We start from the raw sequence: 21,521 nt of genomic DNA on the forward strand, positions 1-21,521 counted from the left end.
TTGAATACCTTTAAGAATTTAATTTTTCATCAACATATGAGATTACCTGCAGTGCCGCAACTGCACCGTCACCCGCAGCACTCACAACTTGTTTTGGAGCGGACAGACGCATATCGCCTGCTGCAAAAAGCCCGGCAACGGATGTTCTCATATTGATATCTACTACGACTTCGCCATGTTTGTTAACATCACACAAAAAACTCCCGTCTTCTTGAAGAAGGATTTTATTATTTATATCATTTCCGACAAAAGTAAATACACCAAGAACTTGGATATCTCGAACCTCTCCTGAGCTGTTTTTTATGCGAAGTCCCGTAACACCCATCGCATCACCGTAAACTTCTTCGGGAATAGAGTTTAAAATAAGTTCGATATTTGCACTTTTTTTCACTCTCTCCACAGTATTTGGAGCCGAGCGAAAACTATCTCTTCTATGAATCAGATAAACTTTAGAACATATTTTTGCCAAGTAGAGAGCTTCTTCAAGTGCCGTGTCTCCGCCGCCGATGACTGCAACCTCTTTTCCTCTGTAAAAAAAGCCGTCACATGTAGCACATGTACTCACGCCTCTTCCAAAAAGCTCATCTTCACCTGCAAATCCGGCGCGTCTGGGAGCTGAACCGGTACAAATTATAACACTGTGAGCTTGTGTAATCGTTCCGTCTTCTTTATAAATTTTAAAAATATCGCCATCTTTGCTAACCCGTGTTACTTCTACCATTTCATGTTTTAGACCAAATTTTTGGCACTGGGCAGGCCACGGCATCATAAAATCCATACCGCTTATTTCACCTACTACACCGGGATAATTTTCTATCTCTGAGCTTTGAGTGATTTGCCCTCCCGGCATACCCTTTTCAAACATAACCACATTCTCTAAACCACCGCGTGTCGTATACATTCCGGCTGTTAATCCGGCAGGACCGCCGCCTATGATAGCGCAATCTAGTATCATAAATAATCCTTAATTTTATTTGACAACCCATTTTAATTATCTAGTTTTAGTATGATACTATCTTGTTTATAAAGGTACTCTTTGTTTTTTTTAATAAAAAAATATATATGGAATTTTATGATATTTATATTTTATGAATGTATCGCTGAAGTTTAAAGAATAGCGCCAAAAAAAAAGCAAGCAGAGTAAGATGTAAAGAGAAAGGATTTTTGCCTTTCTCTTAGGTGTTACATTGTTTTTAAGTTATGCTAAAAGAGCGTCTATTTTTTGTGCAAGAGCAGCTTTTGATTGTGCTCCGACAACTTGATCTACCATTTTACCATCTTTAAAAAACATAATCGTAGGGATAGAACGAATGCCGAATTTAACAGCGATATCTTGCTCTTCATCGGTATTTACTTTACAGATTTTAGCTTTACCGTCGTAATCATTTGCCAACTCTTCAATTACGGGAGCGATCATACGACAAGGTCCACACCACGGCGCCCAGAAATCTACCAATGATACACCTTCGTTCAAAGTTGATTCAAAATCTGAACTAGTTAATTCTATATATTTACCCATTGTTATTTCCTTATTTAATTTTAAGTACGACCATTATACAAGTCTAACTCTTTAAAATTGCTTTATCATTTTTTTTAAACGCAAAACCCTACAAAGTCCCGCTTTGCTACGCTAGGCGCTGAGTTTAAAGCTTAATAAACTCTTTTTTTCTATTGCGATAGATAACGCACTCTTCATATCCGGCATTTTTTGCCATCTCTATAGCTTCGTCGCTGTAGAGTCCGACCTGTTCAGGTTTGTGGGCATCTGAAGCAAAAGTAATGGGAATATCTAGTTTTTTAGCCTCTTTTAAAAGAGCCAAAGATGGGTATGCTTCGCCAATCGGTTTTCTAAATCCCGCTACATTTATCTCTATCGACATATCTGCTTTTTTTATTGCAAGAAGTGCATTTTTTGCAATTTCAACAACCTCAATGCTAGGCATAAATTTAAAAATTTTGATAAGGTCTAGGTGAGCGACAATGTCAAATAGTTTGCTTTGCGCCATCTCTTCTATGGCATTAAAATATTTTTGCCAAATCTCGTCTATATTTTGATCTGCATAACCGCCTATAAATTCTGGATTGTCAAATCCCCACTCTTCTATAAAGTGTACGGAGCCTATGAGATAATCAACATCGGCATTTAAAACCCTATCATCCATATAACCTCTAAGATAGTCTACCTCATAACCTAAAAATACCTCTATCTTCTCTTTGTACTTCTCTTTTGTACTTAAAACAGCCTTTTCATACTCTCCCATCTGCTCAAAACTTATGCGATATTTTTCATCAAAATTCATCGGGGCATGCTCGGAAAAACCGAAATATTTTATGCCGCACTCTATCGCTTTTTCGATATATTCAAATATCTCTCCCTCTGCATGATTGCAAAGTTTGGTATGGTTATGCAGGTCGGCTATCATTGGATTTATTCTCGTATTTATATAATTTTATGATATTATAGTGGTAAAAATTAAATTTAGCGAATTTTATATAAAAATGGAGAATTGGTTATGACTCAAGAAGAACTTGACGCTTTAATGAGTGGTGATATTGATGATATGGAGTCTTTTGAAGATAGTGCTGATAGCTTTGCAGAGGATAATCTGTCCGCCGATGATTTCCTAGATGAAGAACCGGTAGTAAAATCAAGCGCAAAAGAACAAGATGAGCATATTTACGGCAATCAAAAAAAAGATACTATTCTCCCGATGCCGGCTACAAACGAGAACAAAATGGTTCATCAGCTGGACGATGTCACAAAAGAGTCTGAAGAGAAAGCAAGTGAGATTTTTGATATCATAGACGGTGTTTCAAATCAATTGATGGAGAGCGAAGGGGCTATGAACAGTGTTCTTGAGACATTAAATAGCAATATTGAACTTTTTACGACTTTAAATAAAAAATTCCCTGATGTCGGAGCATTTGCGGCACAACTAGAAAAAAACAGCTCTGCATTAGAAGAAGCAAATCAAACCCTTGAAACTCTTCGCTCAAGCGGCGAATCTATAATGAGCGTTATGGATATTATGCAATATCAAGATATTCATAGACAAAAAATAGAACGCGTTATAAATGTTATGCGTGCACTCTCTAACTATATGAATAGTCTTTTTGAGGGCAGAATCGAAGATGAAAAAAGAGTTTCGTCTGCTCACCATATAGCCGGCGACACACACAATGATCTTGCTTCAAATGAAGATATAGAAGCGCTTTTAGCACAGTTTGTAAAATAATGCAAAAAGTAGAGTTACTATCTCCTGCGGGAACGCTGGAAAAATTAAAAATAGCTATTGATTTCGGTGCCGATGCCGTGTACGGGGGCGTGAGTCACTTCTCTTTGCGTATTCGTGCAGGAAAAGAGTTTAGTTTTGAAGAGTTTGCCGAAGGCATTGAATATGCACACGCAAGAGGCAAAAAAGTTTATGCAACTATTAACGGGTTTCCGTTTAATTCGCAGCTGGGTCTTTTGAAAAAGCATATTTTAAAAATGGCGGAGTTAAAACCCGATGCTTTTATAATCGCAACTCCGGGTGTGTTAAAACTTTGTCATGAGCTGGTACCTGATATGCCTCTTCATCTCTCAACTCAAGCAAATGTTATGAATGTTCTTGATGCAAAAGTTTACTATGATATGGGTGCTACCCGCATTATTACGGCGAGAGAGATATCGCTAAGGGATTTAGTTGAGATAAAAAAAGAGTTACCTGATTTGGAGCTGGAAGTTTTCGTTCACGGTTCTATGTGTTTTGCGTATAGCGGAAGATGTCTTATCTCAACGCTTCAAAGCGGGCGCGTACCGAATCGCGGAAGCTGTGCAAACGACTGCAGATTTCCTTATGAGATGTACGCCGCAAATCCTGAAACAGGAATGCTCTTTAGGCTGGAAGAGGATGACGGTGTCGGAACATATATAATGAACTCAAAAGATTTGAATCTGGCTTCGCATTTAAAAGAGATTTTAGATACTGGTGCGGTGGATTCAATCAAAATTGAAGGTCGTACAAAAACCGCTTATTATGCGGCGGTAACCGCAAAAGCTTACAGAATGGCGATTGACGACTACTACAACGGCGTAAATGATGTAGATAAGTATCAGTATGAGCTTAACTCTCTTCAAAATCGCGGCTATACGGATGCTTATCTTATTACAAGACCTTTTGAGAAGCATGATACGCAGAGTTTAGACTTTACTATGCAGCTGGGAACTCATCAGGTAAGCGGACAGGTTGAAGAAAACGGGGAGTACTTTTTATGTAAATATAAAACACTGCCGAATGATGAGCTTGAGATTGTCGCTCCGCTTGACTCCGTTATAGAGATTGTGGATAACGAGATAGGCACGACTTATGAGAAAGACGGAAAAGTTTATATGAAGCTAAAACAACTCTTAGCAGAAAATAAAAAAGTTTGGAACGAGGTACATAGCGGAAATGTAAACCCTATAAAGCTTCCGACAAAACTCCCGCCTCATACATTTTTAAGAATTCCGTCACATCCGGATATGGGAACTTATCCAAAAGTATAATATAATTTCAAAAAATTAAGGAAGACAACTAAATGAAATTTGTTTCAATTGTAATAGGCTCAAGAAGTGATTATGAGATTATGAAATCTTGTTCGGATACGCTAGAGGCTTTTGGTGTTAAGTATGAGATGATTATCTCTTCGGCTCATCGTTCACCTGAGAGAACAAAAGAGTATATTATCACGGCTGAAAAAAAAGGTGCTCAAGTGTTTATTGCCGCTGCGGGAATGGCTGCGCATTTAGCTGGCGTTTTATCTTCTAAAACCGTAAAACCTATTATCGGTGTTCCGATGAGTGCATCGGCTCTAAGCGGAATAGATGCACTTCTCTCAACTGTGCAGATGCCGGCGGGTATGCCGGTTGCTACTGTTGCAATCGGAAAAGCAGGGGCGATAAACTCGGCTTATTTGGCTATGCAGATTTTAGCGCTTGATAACGAAGAGTTGACTATCAAACTAAAAGAAGACCGCATAGCAAAAGCTAAAAAGGTTGAGATGGATTCTATGGAGATAGAGACAATCCTCTCTTAAAAATTTGCAATAGGGGCATAAATGAAGTGGATGCGTGATGAAGAGTATATGGAACTCACAGGGCTTGAACTCTCTGCTATCGATGATTTGGCTGATAGAGGAAAACTTACTACAAAAGTAGAAAATGGAGTTAGATACATTGACCCGTCTAAAGGCAGCGGAGAAGTAGTTCCCGTCCAACTCAGAGAGTTGTCTTTTCACAATACCAAAGAGATGTTGGTGCAGCCCCAATTTGTTGAAAAAACCATAGGTACTATAATAAATCTTCATGAAAAAGTTCTTGACGCAAAAGATGAAACCCTAAAAGCGGTCAGAGTTGAAAATGAGTTTTTAAGAGAGGCTTTAGCTTCTCTTCAAGAGCTATATGATGAAGATAGAAAAACAATACATACGCTTCAAGAGCAGCTAAAACTTTCACAACAAGAAGTTGAATTTATGAGAAGAAAATATAAACTGATGTGGAATAAAGCTATAGAAGAACATACAGATAAACAGTAGATATCTCATAATATGACTATTGATGAGGCTTGTGTAAGCTGTATAATAAATCAAAGCGTTAAAGTTGCAAATGCCATACACGCAGATGATTTGCTCTCAAAGAGATTAACATCCACGGTTGAAGAGATGAGCAAATCTTTCTCTTACAACGATGCTCCGCCTGAAATCGCCTCCTATGTCTATGAAGAGATGGCTCGCATAGCCCATAAAACAGACTTGTATGATGAGGTTAAAGAACTCTCAACAAAAAAAGCGCTCTCATTTGTTCCGTTTTTAAAAGAAAAACTTTTTACATCCCAAAATAAGCTTTTAACTGCCACAAAAATAGCAGTAGCCGGAAATGTTATAGATTTGGCGGCAGAGGTTGAATTTGATTTGGATGAAGAGTTAGAGAAGATATTTCATACGGAGTTTGCTCACGATGATTTTGCTCTCTTTGAACAGAAACTTTGTCGTGCAAAGAGTGTTTTAATAATCGGCGATAATGTCGGAGAACATATATTTGACTATCTGTTCATAGAGACACTCAGAGAGTCTTATCCAAATAGTGCATTTTTGTATATGGTTAGAGGAAACCCAATCATAAACGATGTGACTATAAAAGAGGCAAAAGAGGCTGGGTTTGATAAAATTTGTGAACTAGTTGACAGCGGAGTAAATACTCCGGGTTTTACATACAATCGAGCAAACGCATACTCAAAAGAGCTTTTTGACAGTGCAGATTTGGTTATAAGCAAAGGGATGGGAAACTATGAGTGTATGAGTCCCTCACACAGAAAAAATATCTGTTTTTTGCTAAAGGTAAAGTGCAGTGTCGTTGCAGCATCTCTACAAAAAGAGGTCGGTGATATCATCTGTAAAATGGCGTAACCTCAATAAATCTAATTTTTAACTCAGCTTGGTATAATTACAAAATAATAAAATCAAGGCATATAGATGATAACTTTTAGCTCCATGTTACTAAAACTACAAGAATTTTGGATGAAACAGGGGTGTAACATTGTTCAGCCTTACGATATTGCCGCAGGTGCGGGAACATTTCATCCGGCTACATTTTTGCGCTCACTGGATTCTACTCCGTGGTCGGTAGCTTATGTGGCACCTTCTCGCCGCCCGACAGACGGAAGATACGGTGAAAATCCAAACCGTCTTGGAAGCTATTATCAGTTTCAAGCGCTTATAAAACCATCACCTGACAACATTCAAGAACTTTACCTAAAGTCGTTAGAATATTTGGGTCTTGATGTAAAAAATCACGATATCCGCTTTGTTGAAGACAACTGGGAGTCGCCGACACTCGGAGCGTGGGGACTTGGCTGGGAAGTTTGGCTAAACGGAATGGAAGTTACACAGTTTACTTACTTTCAACAAGTCGGAGGGATAGAGTGCAATCCCGTTGCAGTCGAGATAACTTACGGAACAGAGCGACTTGCGATGTACTTGCAAGGAGTTGATACCGTTTTTGACATCGTTTGGGGTGAAAATGAGCATGGTAAAACGCTTTACCGTGATGTTCACAAAGAGGCAGAGATAGAGTTTAGTAAGTATAACTTTGAAGTAGCGGATACTGCAATGTTGTTTGCGGAGTTTAATGCAAAAAGTAATGAGTGTTTAAGAACTATCGAAGCAGGGCTTCCTCTTCCCGCATACGACCTATGCATGATGGCGGCAGGAACTTTCAATGTACTTGATGCCAGAAAAGCAATCAGCCAAACAGAGCGACAAAACTACATCCTAAAAATCCGTGAACTATCAAAAGGATGCGCGGAGCTTTATAAAGCGCAGGAAGTTGATAGAAATAAGAGGGTTAAAGCGTAAAATATGGAAGCTGAAAAAACTCTATATATTATAGCAGGTGCGAACGGAAGCGGAAAAACTACCTTCGCACTTAGTTATGTAGAGTTAAACAACCTTCATTTCATAAATGCCGATGAAATAGCTAAAAAATATGATCCTCAAGATATTCAAAAATATAAAGTAAAAGCTGGTAAAGAGTTTTTTAGACAGCTTCATTTAAGCCTCACAAAAGAGAGTTCTTTTATGATAGAATCTACACTATCCGGAAAATATCTTGCCAATATTATAAAAGAAGCTAAAAATAAAGGATTCGTGGTAATATTGATATACCTTTTTTTAGAAAATGATGTTGAAAATATACTAAGAGTGCGAAACAGAGTGCTCAATGGCGGGCATAATGTACCAGAGGAAGATATTAAAAGAAGATATATTAGAAGTAAAAAACTTTTTTACAATACATATAAAGACATGGTAGATGGGTGGATGCTATTTTTTAATGGCGATGATAATTATGAACTAGTTGCTAATAAAGAGCAGATATTTTTGGATGACTTGTATAATAAATTTTTAAAAGGGTTGATATGAAAGATTTAAAACTTGAAATGGATATTTTAAAAATAGCTTCAAAAGCGGTTAAAGAGGCTCAAAGAAAGAGCTTGGAAAATGGGGTTGCTAATGTTTACGCCAAGAACGGAACTATCTATTTTCAACTCCCAGACGGAACAATAACGCAGCAGATGCCAAAAGAGTATATTAGATAAAAAAGAGAGTTAAAGCGTACAGTATGGCAATTTGTCATACTTTGTAGATATTTAAAAATAATTTATTAGACTTTTACTGAGATAAATTTACAGGACAAAAGATGACCGCACCGATAAACCAATCCAACTTTACAAAGTATCAGCCGTTTGTAAAATGGGTTGGCGGTAAAAGGGGTTTGCTTTCTCAGATTCTCCCGCTTATTCCAAAAGAGTTTAACAACTATTTTGAGCCGTTTGTCGGAGGCGGTGCACTTTTTTTTGAACTCTACTCGCTTGGAATTTTAAAAGACAAAAAAGTTTATCTATTCGATATCAATTCAGAACTCATCAATGCTTATAATGTTGTAAAAAACAGTCCCTCAGAACTTATAAAAAATCTAAGAGAGTTTAGAGAAAAACACTCCAAAGAATTTTACTATGAGATAAGAGCTTGGGATAGAGAAGAAAGTTTTTTAGGAAAAGGTGATGTTTTAAGAGCAACAAGATTTATCTATCTCAATAAAACCTGCTTTAACGGGCTTTATAGAGTAAATAGCAAAGGGTATCACAATGTACCGATAGGGCACTATAAAAATCCAAATATTTGTGATGAACTCGTAATATATAACGCAAGTGAAGCCTTGCAAAAAGCCACTATTTTAAATTCTTCATACAAAGAAGTAATGCAACACGCTTCAAAAAATGATTTCGTATATTTTGATCCTCCGTACTATCCACTGACTCCTACATCTAGCTTTACATCATATAGTGAATTTAATTTTTTAGATAAAGAGCAGATTGAACTTTTTGAAGTTTTTAAAAAGTTGGATAAAAAAGATGTTTTTGTTGTACACTCAAACTCTGATACAGAGTTTATAAAAAGTTTATATGGTGAATTTCATATCGAAGAGATACAAGCGAATAGGTTTATAAATAGCAAAAGTAGTGGGCGAGGGAAGATAAGTGAGGTGTTAATTAAAAATATTAAAGGAATAAAAAAATGAAAACGATTAGATCTTTTCAAGATTTTCAACTAATAGATACAAAATTAAATCTTTCTTTGAAGGAGTATGGGCAAAAGTATAAATTTACTGAAAAATCAATTGCTTATATGTTTTTTGTTCTGGAAGAGCTTTTTGAACTTCAAGATGATGAAATACATAATGCGTTAACAGATACTAGCTTTATTACTAGACAATCTGAATACAATGACAAAGAACATTTTCCGCATGATAAGGGAATTGATGCAATTATTATTGATGAAGAAAATAAAGTTGTACACTTATTTAATTTTAAGCATATTTCTAATTTTGAAACTGCTAAAGGCAAAAAATTTGAGAGTGGAGAGATTGATAAGATTCTAAATTTTCTTACTTCTCTTTTCGAAAGAGATCCTGACAAAAATTCCAATCCTAAAATAATAGAAAAAATGCAGGAAATATTCTTAGCTCAAGAAAACGGTGTTGTATTTACTTATAAAATATACTTTAGTGCGAACATTTACGAAGGATTTACACCTGATGAAGAAAAAAGATTAGAAGAGAAATTAAAATCATTTAGAGGAGTTACATTCGATTATATACTTATTGATTCGATTATAAAAAAAATTACCTCTTATAATGAACAAATAAATGCCAGATTTAAAGTAATTGATAATCATTTTTTTGAAAAAAGTGAATACGGACGCAGAGCACTTATACTTGAAATGTATGTAAAAGATTTAATTAGAATAGTATCAGATGATGAAAAATTAAGAAGTGATATTGAAGCGAGTGATGAAGTGATAAATGAAGCAAAAATTAATGAAAACGCTTTTGAAGATAATGTAAGAATTTATAAAGAACAAGGTACAAGTGTAAATAAAAATATTAAAAGTACTGCACTAGATGAAAATGAAAGTAAAAAATTCTTTTTTTATAATAATGGAATAACTATTACATGTAATGAATTAGATTATCAAGGGCATAGAAGTATGCCAATAACTTTGAATGGGTTGCAAATTGTGAATGGAAGTCAAACTATTCATTCTTTGAAAGATGCTATGCATGAAAATAAAGAATATTTTAATGATATATCAGTATTGTGCAGAATATATGAAACAAAAGAACAAAGTTTTAAAAGTAAAATTGCAGAATATACAAATAACCAAAATCCTGTTACAAATAGAGATATTAGATCTATTGATGTTGTGCAAATTAAATTAGAAAAAGATTTATTTGCGCACGGTTATTTTTATGAAAGAAAGAAAAATCAATATAAAAATGAAGATAAAGATAAAAGAATTGACTCTGAAAAACTTGGACAAGCTTTTTTAAGCTACTACGAAAAAATGCCGGCTGAGGCAAAAAATAAGAAAAGCATTATATTCTCAAGTAAATATAATGAAATTTTTAATGATAATATAACAGCTGAAAAAGCATTGAAAGTTTATAATCTTTATAACTTAGTAGAAAGTAAAAAACTTGAATATATGGATGAAAAACCATTTTTAGCACATGCATCATATTATATATTGTATTTTATTTTTTTAATATCTGAAGATAGAACAATAGATTCTATTGATTTTTATGACGAAGCTATTGAGAAGATAGAATATATTCGAAATAAAGAAAAAGATAAATTGTCAGATAAATTTTCTGATGCAGTTCTATTTAAGGGAAATATACCTAAAAATTACTTATCTGAGTTAGGAATATCAAAATGAAAAACTTTGAAATCCTAAAAAACACACTTCAAGACTCTATTTTTACATGGAATTATTTTACTGACTTTGAAAAAGTAAAAAAGAATGTCAAAAAGATAGAAAAAGAGTTAAATCTTCTTAATTATCTCATTGGAAAAGAAAAGCTTGAGGAAGAGTTTTTATCTTTAGTCGAAGAGTATCCCAAAGTGAGAAAAATACTCCCGATACTTATAGCGATTAGAGATGACAAGCTATCTTCTACGCCTGTTATTACAAACATTGAAACTTTGATGCCTGAAAATAAAAAATATATTTTTCATGATCCGATTGATGAAAACATAAAAAAAGAGCTGCTTATATTTTTTAAAGAGAGTGGATTAAAAGATATTTTTGAAAGCAAAGCGATTAAAAATTTAGTTGATTACTGTTTTGGTGTTGAGGTCGGTTTTGATACAAATGCTAGAAAAAACAGAACGGGCGACATTATGGAAAAACTTGTCTATAAGTTTTTAGAAGAGTTTTGTGATGAAGACAAAAACCTGCAATTTATAGAACAAGCAACGCAAAAAAGAATAAAAGAATTTTTCAACTACGATATAAAAATTGATAAAAATAGCAGAAGATTTGACTTTGCTTTGTTCGATAAGACAAAAAACAGACTTTTTTTGATTGAGGTAAACTACTATAGCGGCGGCGGTTCTAAGCTTAAAGCAACCGCTGGCGAATATCAATACTTAAATAATTTTGTAAAATCTCAAAATATTGATTTTATCTGGGTAACAGACGGTAAAGGTTGGCTTACCGCACTTAAACCTTTAGAGGAAACTTTTATTCATAATGATTATGTAATAAATTTAGATATGTTAAAAAATGGAGTTCTAAAACAAATCTGTTTATAGTTAATTATATGACAAATTGCAATATTTCTTAATTTTTGCTACTCAATTTGATATTATATATTTAATATTATTTGAGGATAAAACCATGAAAAAAACATATTATGAATCACTCTATATATTAGATGTTGATGCTTTAGAAGAGGATGAACAAAATAATTTGCTTATGTGCGGTTCACAAAATTGGGATTACTATTTTCATGTAAATTCTGAACAAGCGAATATTGAAACTTTCTCAAATGTTAGTATTGTAGAATTTGAAAATATTGATGATTTTAAAAAATTTGTAAATTCAAATCAGATTATTGATTATTCAATTGAACATGACAATCAAATGGTATTAGTTTATGGCAAAGATTAAAAAGCTTCATCCCGAAGAGTTTGAACAAGAGTGTACGACGGTTTGGAGTTTTAAGCGTCGTGGTAATTGGGCTACGCATAACTCAAAATATCGAGGTAATTGGGCACCAGAAGTGGTTAGAAACTTGCTTTTAAGATACTCAAAAGAGAGAGACTGCATTCTTGACCCGATGATTGGTGGAGGAACTACTGCCGTAGAGTGTAAACTTTTAAATCGCCATCTTTTAGCCTTAGATATAAATCCGCATGCAATAGAGTTGACGAAAAAAGCACTTGAATTTGAGTGTGAATACAATCCCAAAATAAGAGTTGAGCTTAATGACGCAAGAGATTTATCGCTTCTTAAGGACGAAAGTATCGACTTTGTTTTAAACCATCCGCCTTATGCAGACATTATAAAATACAGCGAAAAGCAGATTGAACAAGATATTTCAAATATACATGACTTAGAAAAATTTTGCGATGAGATGCAAAAAGTGGCACATGAGCTTTATAGAGTTTTGAAAAAAGATAAATACTGTGCTATTTTAATTGGAGATACAAGAAGAAATAAGATGTATCAGCCACTTGCTTTTATGGTGATGCAGCGGTTTTTAAAAGCAGGGTTTGAACTCAAAGAGGACATTATAAAGCAGCAGCATAACTGCAAAGCTACGGGGTTTTGGGTAAAGAAAAGTAAGGAAGCAAATTTTTTACTAATAATGCATGAACATCTGTTCGTATTTAAAAAATAATAGTATTTACAAAGTCTATTTGAAGCCAATTGACTATGATAATGTCGTATTATTAGGAATGGATTCCTTATTTTGGGTATAAAATATGGATTGCACTCTTTAAAAAAGTTGCTTTGTACGATGATAATAAAATAGATAGGTTTAAATATTGAATGAAACCCTAATAGGTCAGATTGACAAAATCCTTTTTGAAGAGGATGGTTTTTTTATAGCAGTTTTAAAGAGCGGCGAGAAGATAAGCGGTACATATTTTGAGAGTAGCGTTTCGCACTTAAAAGATTCTGCTATCACGCTAAGGGGGTATTGGGAAGAGCATAAAAAGTATGGAAAAACTTTTAAATTTGAGTATATAAAAGTAAATCAAAACGAGCTTTTTTTCTTTTTAAACAAAATCATAAAAGGGTTTACAAAAAAGCTTACTGCTGAGCTTATAGAGCATTTTGGAAATGATGGACTTGTTGAGATTTTGGACAATGATATTGAGCGGCTTTTGGAGTTTAACGGCATCAAAGAGAAAAAACTCAAAAAGATACAAGTTTCATGGAAGAAATTTCGTTCTATGCGTAAAATCGGGGAGTTTTTAGCTCCTTATGATGTGACTCCCGTACTTTTAACAACAATTGCAACTGCTATGAGAGATGTTGATGAGCCGTGTGAGAGGATAAAAAACAATCCCTACATTTTAACTTCCGTAAACTCCATAGGTTTTAAAAGAGCCGATGAACTAGCACTCAAGATGGGTGTAAAAAAAGATGATGAAAATCGCATAGGCTCGGCTATGGACTATCTGCTTTTAAACTATTGCGAAGGGTACGGTAACTCATGTGTAGAAAAAAGTATACTTTTTAGCAAGCTTGATGAGTTGTTAGCTTTTAGCGATAAAAATCATCTTTACGAAGCAACGCTTATAGAAAGAGTAAGCGAGGGCAGTATTGTTTTGATGAAAAATGAGCGTGTTTCACCCTCTCGTCTTTACGATGCGGAGAAGTTTTTATATGACGAGTTTAAAAGAAGATCAAAGTTAGATAACGGCGGGTTTGTAAAAGATTTGGACGAGTTTTTAAAAGATAATGAGCTCCAACTCGGCGAGCAGCAAAAAGAGGCAGTTTCGTACATAAACAAGGGTGCGTCTGTACTATTTTTAGTCGGATATGCAGGAACCGGTAAAAGTACGACTTCAAGAACTATACTTGATTTGTTAAACACAAAGTATGACAAAAAAGAGATTATTACTTGTGCACTCAGCGGTATAGCTTCACAGCGCATTGCAGATACGACGGGTTATGAGAGTGCTACTATTCAGTCTCTGCTGGTTAAATTTGAAGATAGAGATGATTTTCCATACTCCGTAGTGCTCATAGATGAAGCGTCTATGATAAACTCCTCTCTTTTTGCAAGGCTGGTTTCAAAAATCAGCAAAAACGCAATTATTATAATTGTCGGGGATGATGCACAGCTCCCTCCCATCGGTGCTGGAAATGTTCTAAGCGATGTTTTGACACTCGGACTTGCACCTATCGTAAAGCTTACAAAGATTTACAGGCAGAGCGAAGATAAAGCCATAACGGTTATTGCAAACGATGTGCGAACGGGTGTTGTACCTGAGTATAAAAAAGAGTACGAAGATTTTGAGTTTATAGATATCTCCATACAAAACTATTATGCGCTCAAAAATCAACTCTCTCAAAAAGAGCTGCAAGATTTAAGAGAGAAGAACTCGGCACAAATAGTTGCCGAGATTGCCCATAAAGTTGTGGAGTCTATTGAAAAAGCAAGATATAGACTAAACAATAAGCAGATAAAAGAGTACCTAAACTATTTTCAAGTTATTACTCCGATGAAAGGCGGAACTCTGGGCGCAAATAACTTAAATGTAGTTTTGCAGGAGTATTTCAATCCAAATCCTAAAAAATGCGTAAAAAAGGGCGGCGTAGAGTTTAGGCTTATGGATAAAGTAGTTCACACAAAAAATGAAAATATGACCTCTTGGAGTAGCGAAGGGTTTAAAAACGGCGAAGATTCGGCAATTCGGCGTATATACAACGGTATGAGCGGGCTTCTTTTTAAGATAGAAGAGGATGATGAACAGGCGTTCGTTTTCTACCCAAACGAAGATGTCGTGGTCGTTTACGATAACGAGGAGCTAAAATCTCATCTTATGCTCTCCTATGCCCTGACGATTCATAAAGTTCAAGGTATGGAGTATGACATTGTAGTAATTCCAATGAGCTTTTCTCACTACATTATGCATAACACAAAACTTATCTATACCGCTATAACAAGAGCAAAACATCGCTGCGTGGTTATCGGCGAGAGCACTGCATTTGAGAGTGCATGCAAAAAACTTGAGATAACGGCAAGAGATACGGTGCTTTTAGAGCTATAAGCACTATTTTATAAATATAGATTTATAATGACTCATCTAAGTCGTGGAGTTTTGCATGTCGATAGGAAATAGATTGAAAATAGCTATTTGCGGTAAAAGTGGTCTGGTAGGCTCAAAACTAGAGAGACTGTTTACCTCACAACACAATGAAGTTATCGGTATAAAAATTCGTGAAGATACATCAGCCCTTGATGTTGCAAAACAGATTGAGAAGTGCGATATTTTAATCAATTTAAGCGGAGTTACCATTTTAGCCCGATGGAGTGAGAGTTACAAAAAAAAGCTCTATAGCAGTCGTGTAGATACAACAAAAAAATTAGTTGACGCCATAGAGATTTGTAAAGAGAAACCGAAACTTTTTTTGAGCGCTTCTGCTGTGGGTATTTATGACTCTGCTCATTCGCATGGCGATGATTCAACAAATTTTGCCGATGATTTTTTATCTATGCTTTGTAGGGATTGGGAAGCCCAAGCAAACAGAGCTAATAACTTCGGAGTTAGAACCGTTGCAATGCGTTTTGGCGTAATCTATGCAAAAGAGGGCGGTGCAATGGAAAAAATATTACCGCCTTTTAAAATGGGAGTCGGCGGAAAGCTTGGAGACGGAGAGCAGATGGTATCGTGGATACATATAGACGACCTCTTAAGAGCGATTTTGTTTATAATGAAGACTCCGGATATAAGCGGCAGCGTAAACTTTACTTCTCCGTTTCCTCTTACAAATAGCAAACAGACTGAAATTTTAGGCAAGATTTTAAATCGTTCTACATTTTTAGGCGTTCCGTCATTTGCTATTAAATTGGTTTTTGGAGAGGGTTCTAGGGTTGTGCTTGACTCAAAAGAGGTTTATCCTACAAAGCTTCTAGAACACGGATTTGTTTTTGATTATGAAAAATTTGAAGATGCTTTGCTGGAAATAGTAAAGTAGCCAAAGGAAAACAAGATGTTAGATCCAATTTTACTAAGAGTTGCAAAAAGTGCGATAATGCGTAAGTTTGATAGCTCGTACATATTTGACGAAAAAAATTTGCTTGAGGCTTATCCGCCATTAAAAAAAGAGGGCGCAGCTTTTGTGACGCTAAAATATGATCATCATTTACGCGGCTGTATAGGTTCCATCATCGCACATCGTTCATTGTACGAGGATGTAGTTAACAATGCTGTATCGGCTGCATTTAATGACCCAAGATTTCATCATCTGCATGAAAATGAACTTTCGCATATTTGGGTTGAAGTCTCCGTTCTTACCGAACCGGAAATCTTAGAGTATGAAGATTTTAATGATTTGCTTCAAAAAGTAGAGCAGGGTGTTGACGGGCTTATCATAAAACACGATATATATCAGGGAACTTTTTTGCCTCAAGTTTGGGAGCAGTTAAAAACGCCTAAAGAGTTTTTGGAACATTTAAGTATGAAAGCGGGTTTAAGCCCGTCCGTGTATGACCTGCATCCCGCTATATATAGATATCATGTTGAAGCAATAGAAGAGAAATTTGATGATATATTGCCGCTATAGCGATAAAATCGTAGGAGTGTAAGATGAAACGAAAGATGAATGTAAGCGGTGCTTTTTATCCGGGAAGAGCCGTCGAGATTGAGAGATATTTTGAACACTTTAGTACAATCTATGATGAAGACAGCGTTTTGCCGAATATAAAAAGCAAAATAGTCATAGTTCCCCATGCCGGTTATGTCTACTCCGGATACAGCGCAAATGTAGCTTATAGGGTATTGCAAAAGAGCAGAGTGAAAAAGTTTGTCGTAATCGGACCGTCGCATAAAGTTGCGTTTGAGGGGATATCTCTATGTGCATTTAGCTCGTATGAAACTCCTTTTGGAGATATAGAGTGTTCGGACTTTTTACTGCAAAGCCTAAAGGAGCAGTTTGATCTTCCATGTATCTTGCAAGCGCATGTCGAACATAGTACGGAGGTTCAATTTCCTTTCATAAAACACTATATTGAAGATGCCCAGATAGTAGAGTTGGTATATTCGCAAGTTGAAGCCGAGGCGTTATCAAAAGTTATAGATTTTGTTTTAAAACATGATGATTGCGGTGTTATCATAAGCAGCGATTTAAGCCATTTTTACACTCTTAGCAATGCAGCTAGGTTGGACAATATCTGTTTAGAAGCAATCAAAAAAATGGATACGCATACGCTTCATGAAGGGTGTGAGGCTTGCGGGATGACGGGTATTGAAGCACTGCTTATAAGTGTTAAAAAAAAGGGTTTAGCTCCTCTTTTGCTTGATTATAGAACCAGTGCGGATGCAAGCGGCGATATGCATAGAGTAGTCGGGTATGTAAGCGCATGTTTTTATGAATAAAAATATATTTCAAAATATTCCAAAGCCTTGCGAAAATGAGTTTTTTGAAGAGCTTATTTTAAAAAATGGAGTAAAAGTAGAGAGAATTGTCTCTTTCGGGCACACGACGACAGAGTTTGAGTGGTATGACCAAGAGAGTGATGAATGGGTAGTTTTGCTTCAGGGAGAAGCAGTACTCTCTTTTTTAGACGAAAGCGATGTAAGAATGAAAGCCGGAGATTATATAAATATACCGGCTCATAAAAAACATAGAGTATCATGGACAAAGCCGGATGAAGAGACTATCTGGTTAGCCGTGCATTATTAAGATGTATAAAAATTAGGTAAAATGCCGAATTAAAAAATTAGATTATAAATGACCAAAGGAAATGCCCTTGTGGTGCAAGTTTGGAATAAGGATTGATATATTGAAACATTTTAGGCTCTCTTTTATTTTTACAATTATATGTTTGCTTATCGCCGGAGTGTGGGGGTATAAGTTTGGAGGTTTGGTTAACGCCGTAAATTTAATGTTTATAGCGTTGATTCTCGGACTTATGGAGGTATCTCTCTCTTTTGATAATGCCGTCGTAAATGCTTCTATCTTAAAAACTTGGGATGAGCATTGGAAAAAACTCTTCTTAACGGTCGGTATAGTGGTTGCGGTTTTTGGGATGAGACTCCTTTTTCCACTTGTGATTGTGGCTCAAACTGCTGATTTGGGACTTTTAGAAGTTTGGAACTTAGCACTTGATAATCCTGTAGAATATTCTAACAAGCTTGTTGCTCATCATGCCGAAATATCTGCTTTTGGAGGGATGTTTTTACTGCTTGTTTTTCTTAACTTTATGCTTGATGAAGAGAAGAGCGTTCATTGGTTTGAAGCGCTTGAAGAGAAGTTGGGATTGCTTGGAAAGATTGAAGCCATCTCTATTTTTATAGCGATTGTAATTTTAATGATTTTTAGCTCTTTTATTGGGCAAGAGAGCAAATTAGTCGTGCTAAGTGCGGGACTATGGGGGATTGTTATATATGTAGGCGTTGATATTATCGGAGTTATTTTAGAGAAGGAAGAGGATGATCCTTCTCTTGCCGATGTTGTAAAAAGAGGGAGTGTAGGCAGCTTTTTATATTTAGAAGTTTTGGATGCATCTTTTTCTTTTGACGGCGTAATAGGCGCTTTTGCCATAACAAAAGATATAGTAGCCATTATGCTGGGTCTTGGAATCGGAGCAATGTTTGTGAGATCTTTGACTATATATCTGGTTGAAAAAGGAACGCTTGACGAGTATGTATATCTGGAACACGGTGCACATTATGCTATAGGAATATTGGCTCTTATTATGCTCTTTGGTATGGAATTTCATATACCTGAAGTATTTACCGGACTTATCGGTATAGCTTTTATAGTGTTATCGTTATGGTCTTCGGTTAAAAAAATAGAGCTTGAAACAAAGCAGTAATTGAAATATGCTATAATACTGCCATAAAAAATAAAGGAATTTTATAATGACCCAAAGCGACCCCGCCTCGCAAAGTTTTAACCATGCTGACATAGGAATGTGCCTATGACACTATTGATAATTTATCTCTCAATCGCTCTCTTGATATCGTTTATGTGTTCCGGTTTGGAAGCAGTTTTACTCTCAAGCACCAATTCGTATGTTGAAAGCTTGTCTAAAGATCATAATGAAGATTTAGTCAACAAAATCAAAAGATTAAAAGCAGACATAGACAAACCAATCTCATCAATTTTAACAGTAAACACTTTTGCCCACACTATGGGTGCAGCAGGTGTAGGTGCTCAAGCTCAGATTGTTTTTGGTGATGAGTGGCAAACACTTATTGCTTTTATCGTGACGCTGCTTATATTATATTTTTCAGAGATTATTCCTAAAACATACGGTGTTTTGTATTGGAAAAAATTGCTGATTCCATCGGCTCATTTGATCTCGTTTTTAGTGGCTATTACTACGCCTTTTACATGGTTTTCTTCGTTTTTAACAAACTCTATTTCAAAAAATAAAAAACATCAAAGCAGTTTTTCGCGAGATGAGATTATGGCAGTTGTTGCTCTGGGTGAAAAAGAGGGAACTATCCTTAGTAAAGAGAGTGACCTTATTGAAAATCTTTTAAAACTAAAAAATATTAAAGCTAAAGATATTATGACTCCAAGAAGTGTTGTTTTTGCTATGTCTGCTTCTACGACGATAGAAGATGCCATAGAAGACGACCGAATGTATATCCATTCGCGTATACCTATTTTTAGGGAGACTCTTGATGATGTCGTCGGTATTGTTTTTAATCAGCGAATCCTTGAAGAGAGCAATGAAGATAATGACAATATTACTTTAGAGAGCATCTCGCATGAAGTGCATATGGTGTCTGAAAATCTTCCTGTTCCAAATCTTATAGACCAGTTTGTAAAACGAAAAACACACCTTTTTATAGTGTATGACAACTATGGACAAACGGTAGGCGTCGTTACTCTTGAGGATGCCATTGAGACTCTTTTGGGTGTTGAAATCGTAGATGAGATGGATGAGATCGAAGATATGCAGGTTTTTGCAAAAGATAGAAGCAAACAGTTTCAAGACCGTATGAAAATTGAGAGAAAAAAACTTGAAAAAGCTAAGCTTGCTTAGTGGAGAAGAGCATGGTTAAAGTAAGCGCAATTCAGATGAGTATGAGCGAAGATAAAGTCTCAAATGTCGATAAAGCAGAAGCATTAGCAAGAGAAGCTTCAAAAAACGGCGCACAAATCATACTTTTACCTGAACTTTTTGAGGGTTTTTACTTCTGTAAAGATATGGATGAAAAATATTTCTCGTGGGCAAAAGAGAGAGAAGGCAATAAACTTATCGAGAGATTTAGCAACTTGGCAAAAGAGTTAAAAGCCGTTATCTTGATTAGCTATTTTGAAAAGAGTGATGAGGGATACTTTAACTCTTTGGTTGTTGCGGATGCAGACGGCCGCGTTATGGACAACTACCGTAAGACTCATATTCCCGATGGTCCCGGATATGAAGAGAAATTTTATTTTAAACCTGGGAACAGCGGTTTTAAGGTTTATGATACCGCTTATGCCAAAATAGGCGTGGGAATTTGCTGGGATCAATGGTTTTGTGAAACGGCAAGGGCTTTGACGCTTATGGGTGCGGAGATTATTTTTTATCCCACAGCTATCGGAAGCGAGCCTGAGATAGGACTTGACTCTAAAGAGCATTGGCAAAGAGTTCAGATGGGACACGCTGCGACAAATACCGTTCCCGTTGTTGTAGCAAACCGCATAGGTGAAGAAAAAGGCGATACATGTACGCTTAATTTTTACGGCTCATCATTTATAACGGACTATACAGGTGCAAAAATCGCCGAGGCCTCAAGAGATAAAGAGGAGATAATCTACGCCGAGTTTGACATCCAAGAGAACCAAAAACAGAGACACTACTGGGGACTTATAAGGGATAGGCAGCCAAAAGCGTATAGTAATATTTGCGATATCAATAACTGATAATTTACTATAATCTATAAAATAGACAAAAAAGGGGAAAATATGAGAAAAATACAAATTTCGTCACTTTTGGTTTTAAGCTTGTTTGCAACACAATCTTTTGCGCTTGATATGGGTTCGATGTTAAAGTCGGTTGCTCCTATAGCTGTAGATAGTGTTGCGCAAACTCAAAGTGTTAAAGATAGTGCTCTTTTAAACTCTTTAAGCTCTTTGGGCGTAACACCGGCTCAAGCGGCAGGCGGTACGGCAGTCCTTCTAAATAGTGCAAAAACCAAGATGGAACCGAGTCAATTTTCGACACTGACAAAACAAACTCCTGATCTTAATGATATTTTAAGTAGTGGAACTGCCGCTTCGTCACTATTGGGCGGTGCGAGTGTTGGAGATCAATTTAAGGGTTTAGGAATGAACTCTTCAATGATTGGTCAATTTACTCCGATAATACTTAATTATGCAAAAGGGTATGTCTCTCCTGAAATAGCAGCGGCACTTTCCGCAGCACTATCTTTTTAAAAGAATCTACTTTTTATCAACATAAAAATTGGAACTGT

General features: G+C 35.9%; 25 protein-coding genes. 22 read left to right on the plus strand and 3 right to left on the minus strand.

Translation table 11 applies throughout. The features are described 5' to 3' along the window. Positions 1-10 precede the first annotated feature (10 nt). The 3 genes from trxB to PHQ93_RS00680 form a co-directional block, all read right to left on the minus strand. On the minus strand, positions 11-952 hold the full coding sequence (gene trxB / locus PHQ93_RS00670; protein ID WP_299940109.1) for a thioredoxin-disulfide reductase: 942 nt from the start codon (positions 950-952) through the stop codon (positions 11-13). A 246-nt stretch (positions 953-1,198) separates the two neighbouring features. Continuing rightward, the gene (gene trxA / locus PHQ93_RS00675) at positions 1,199-1,519 is read right to left on the minus strand and encodes a thioredoxin (protein ID WP_299914600.1); all 321 of its coding nucleotides are present in this window, start codon (positions 1,517-1,519) and stop codon (positions 1,199-1,201) included. 124 nt (positions 1,520-1,643) lie between these two features. Further along, a complete protein-coding gene (locus PHQ93_RS00680) occupies positions 1,644-2,423 on the minus strand; it encodes a histidinol-phosphatase (protein ID WP_299939572.1) in 780 nt (259 codons plus the stop codon). 90 nt (positions 2,424-2,513) lie between these two features. On the opposite strand from PHQ93_RS00680, the gene PHQ93_RS00685 reads away from it, so the two are divergent. From PHQ93_RS00685 to PHQ93_RS00790, 22 genes are all read left to right on the plus strand, one after another. Further along, on the plus strand, positions 2,514-3,236 hold the full coding sequence (locus PHQ93_RS00685) for a chemotaxis protein (protein ID WP_299939574.1): 723 nt from the start codon (positions 2,514-2,516) through the stop codon (positions 3,234-3,236). Further along, complete coding sequence (locus tag PHQ93_RS00690; protein WP_299939576.1) at positions 3,236-4,528, plus strand: peptidase U32 family protein; 1,293 nt, start codon at positions 3,236-3,238, stop codon at positions 4,526-4,528. Before PHQ93_RS00685 ends, PHQ93_RS00690 begins: the two co-directional genes overlap by 1 nt. A gap of 32 nt (positions 4,529-4,560) precedes the next feature. Further along, positions 4,561-5,058 carry a 5-(carboxyamino)imidazole ribonucleotide mutase gene (gene purE / locus PHQ93_RS00695; RefSeq protein WP_299939579.1) on the plus strand — a complete coding sequence of 166 codons (498 nt, stop codon included), beginning with the start codon at positions 4,561-4,563 and terminating at the stop codon, positions 5,056-5,058. A 21-nt stretch (positions 5,059-5,079) separates the two neighbouring features. Beyond that, on the plus strand, positions 5,080-5,556 hold the full coding sequence (locus tag PHQ93_RS00700) for a DUF3972 domain-containing protein (RefSeq protein WP_299939581.1): 477 nt from the start codon (positions 5,080-5,082) through the stop codon (positions 5,554-5,556). 12 nt (positions 5,557-5,568) lie between these two features. Further along, entirely contained in the window at positions 5,569-6,426 is an 858-nt protein-coding gene (locus PHQ93_RS00705; RefSeq protein WP_299939583.1) for a DUF89 domain-containing protein, read from the plus strand. Between the two features lie 66 nt (positions 6,427-6,492). Then, the gene (gene glyQ, locus PHQ93_RS00710; RefSeq protein ID WP_299939585.1) at positions 6,493-7,374 is read left to right on the plus strand and encodes a glycine--tRNA ligase subunit alpha; all 882 of its coding nucleotides are present in this window, start codon (positions 6,493-6,495) and stop codon (positions 7,372-7,374) included. A gap of 3 nt (positions 7,375-7,377) precedes the next feature. Then, on the plus strand, positions 7,378-7,938 hold the full coding sequence (locus tag PHQ93_RS00715) for a zeta toxin family protein (protein ID WP_299939587.1): 561 nt from the start codon (positions 7,378-7,380) through the stop codon (positions 7,936-7,938). Continuing rightward, positions 7,935-8,114 carry a hypothetical protein gene (locus PHQ93_RS00720; protein WP_299939589.1) on the plus strand — a complete coding sequence of 60 codons (180 nt, stop codon included), beginning with the start codon at positions 7,935-7,937 and terminating at the stop codon, positions 8,112-8,114. The genes PHQ93_RS00715 and PHQ93_RS00720 overlap by 4 nt, the downstream gene beginning before the upstream one ends. A gap of 101 nt (positions 8,115-8,215) precedes the next feature. Further along, complete coding sequence (locus PHQ93_RS00725; protein WP_299939591.1) at positions 8,216-9,097, plus strand: DNA adenine methylase; 882 nt, start codon at positions 8,216-8,218, stop codon at positions 9,095-9,097. Continuing rightward, positions 9,094-10,797: an AIPR family protein gene (locus PHQ93_RS00730; protein ID WP_299939593.1), complete on the plus strand. Its 1,704-nt coding sequence runs from the start codon at positions 9,094-9,096 to the stop codon at positions 10,795-10,797. Before PHQ93_RS00725 ends, PHQ93_RS00730 begins: the two co-directional genes overlap by 4 nt. Beyond that, positions 10,794-11,675: a type II restriction endonuclease gene (locus PHQ93_RS00735; protein WP_299939595.1), complete on the plus strand. Its 882-nt coding sequence runs from the start codon at positions 10,794-10,796 to the stop codon at positions 11,673-11,675. The genes PHQ93_RS00730 and PHQ93_RS00735 overlap by 4 nt, the downstream gene beginning before the upstream one ends. An 85-nt stretch (positions 11,676-11,760) precedes the next feature. Beyond that, positions 11,761-12,033, plus strand: a complete 273-nt coding sequence (locus PHQ93_RS00740) for a hypothetical protein (protein WP_299939597.1) — start codon at positions 11,761-11,763, stop codon at positions 12,031-12,033. Next, the gene (locus PHQ93_RS00745) at positions 12,020-12,766 is read left to right on the plus strand and encodes a DNA methyltransferase (protein WP_299939599.1); all 747 of its coding nucleotides are present in this window, start codon (positions 12,020-12,022) and stop codon (positions 12,764-12,766) included. Before PHQ93_RS00740 ends, PHQ93_RS00745 begins: the two co-directional genes overlap by 14 nt. Before the next feature lie 148 nt (positions 12,767-12,914). Beyond that, positions 12,915-15,152 (plus strand): AAA family ATPase, encoded by a 2,238-nt coding sequence (locus tag PHQ93_RS00750; RefSeq protein ID WP_299939601.1) that lies wholly within the window; start codon positions 12,915-12,917, stop codon positions 15,150-15,152. A 73-nt stretch (positions 15,153-15,225) separates the two neighbouring features. Continuing rightward, complete coding sequence (locus PHQ93_RS00755; protein WP_299939603.1) at positions 15,226-16,080, plus strand: TIGR01777 family oxidoreductase; 855 nt, start codon at positions 15,226-15,228, stop codon at positions 16,078-16,080. Positions 16,081-16,095: 15 nt separating this feature from the next. Then, positions 16,096-16,668 (plus strand): AmmeMemoRadiSam system protein A, encoded by a 573-nt coding sequence (gene amrA / locus PHQ93_RS00760; protein ID WP_299939605.1) that lies wholly within the window; start codon positions 16,096-16,098, stop codon positions 16,666-16,668. A gap of 23 nt (positions 16,669-16,691) precedes the next feature. Then, the gene (gene amrB, locus PHQ93_RS00765; RefSeq protein ID WP_299939608.1) at positions 16,692-17,480 is read left to right on the plus strand and encodes an AmmeMemoRadiSam system protein B; all 789 of its coding nucleotides are present in this window, start codon (positions 16,692-16,694) and stop codon (positions 17,478-17,480) included. Further along, positions 17,473-17,787, plus strand: a complete 315-nt coding sequence (locus tag PHQ93_RS00770; protein ID WP_299939611.1) for a cupin domain-containing protein — start codon at positions 17,473-17,475, stop codon at positions 17,785-17,787. Before amrB ends, PHQ93_RS00770 begins: the two co-directional genes overlap by 8 nt. Before the next feature lie 97 nt (positions 17,788-17,884). Further along, a complete protein-coding gene (locus PHQ93_RS00775) occupies positions 17,885-18,922 on the plus strand; it encodes a DUF475 domain-containing protein (RefSeq protein WP_367278354.1) in 1,038 nt (345 codons plus the stop codon). Between the two features lie 105 nt (positions 18,923-19,027). Continuing rightward, positions 19,028-20,104, plus strand: a complete 1,077-nt coding sequence (locus PHQ93_RS00780) for a CNNM domain-containing protein (protein WP_299939617.1) — start codon at positions 19,028-19,030, stop codon at positions 20,102-20,104. An 11-nt stretch (positions 20,105-20,115) separates the two neighbouring features. Next, complete coding sequence (aguB, locus tag PHQ93_RS00785; protein ID WP_299939619.1) at positions 20,116-20,970, plus strand: N-carbamoylputrescine amidase; 855 nt, start codon at positions 20,116-20,118, stop codon at positions 20,968-20,970. Positions 20,971-21,012: 42 nt separating this feature from the next. Then, positions 21,013-21,483 carry a DUF2780 domain-containing protein gene (locus tag PHQ93_RS00790; protein WP_299939621.1) on the plus strand — a complete coding sequence of 157 codons (471 nt, stop codon included), beginning with the start codon at positions 21,013-21,015 and terminating at the stop codon, positions 21,481-21,483. The last annotated feature ends 38 nt before the right edge of the window (positions 21,484-21,521 follow it).

The organism is Sulfurimonas sp. (genome assembly GCF_028714975.1).
Lineage (GTDB): Bacteria > Campylobacterota > Campylobacteria > Campylobacterales > Sulfurimonadaceae > Sulfurimonas.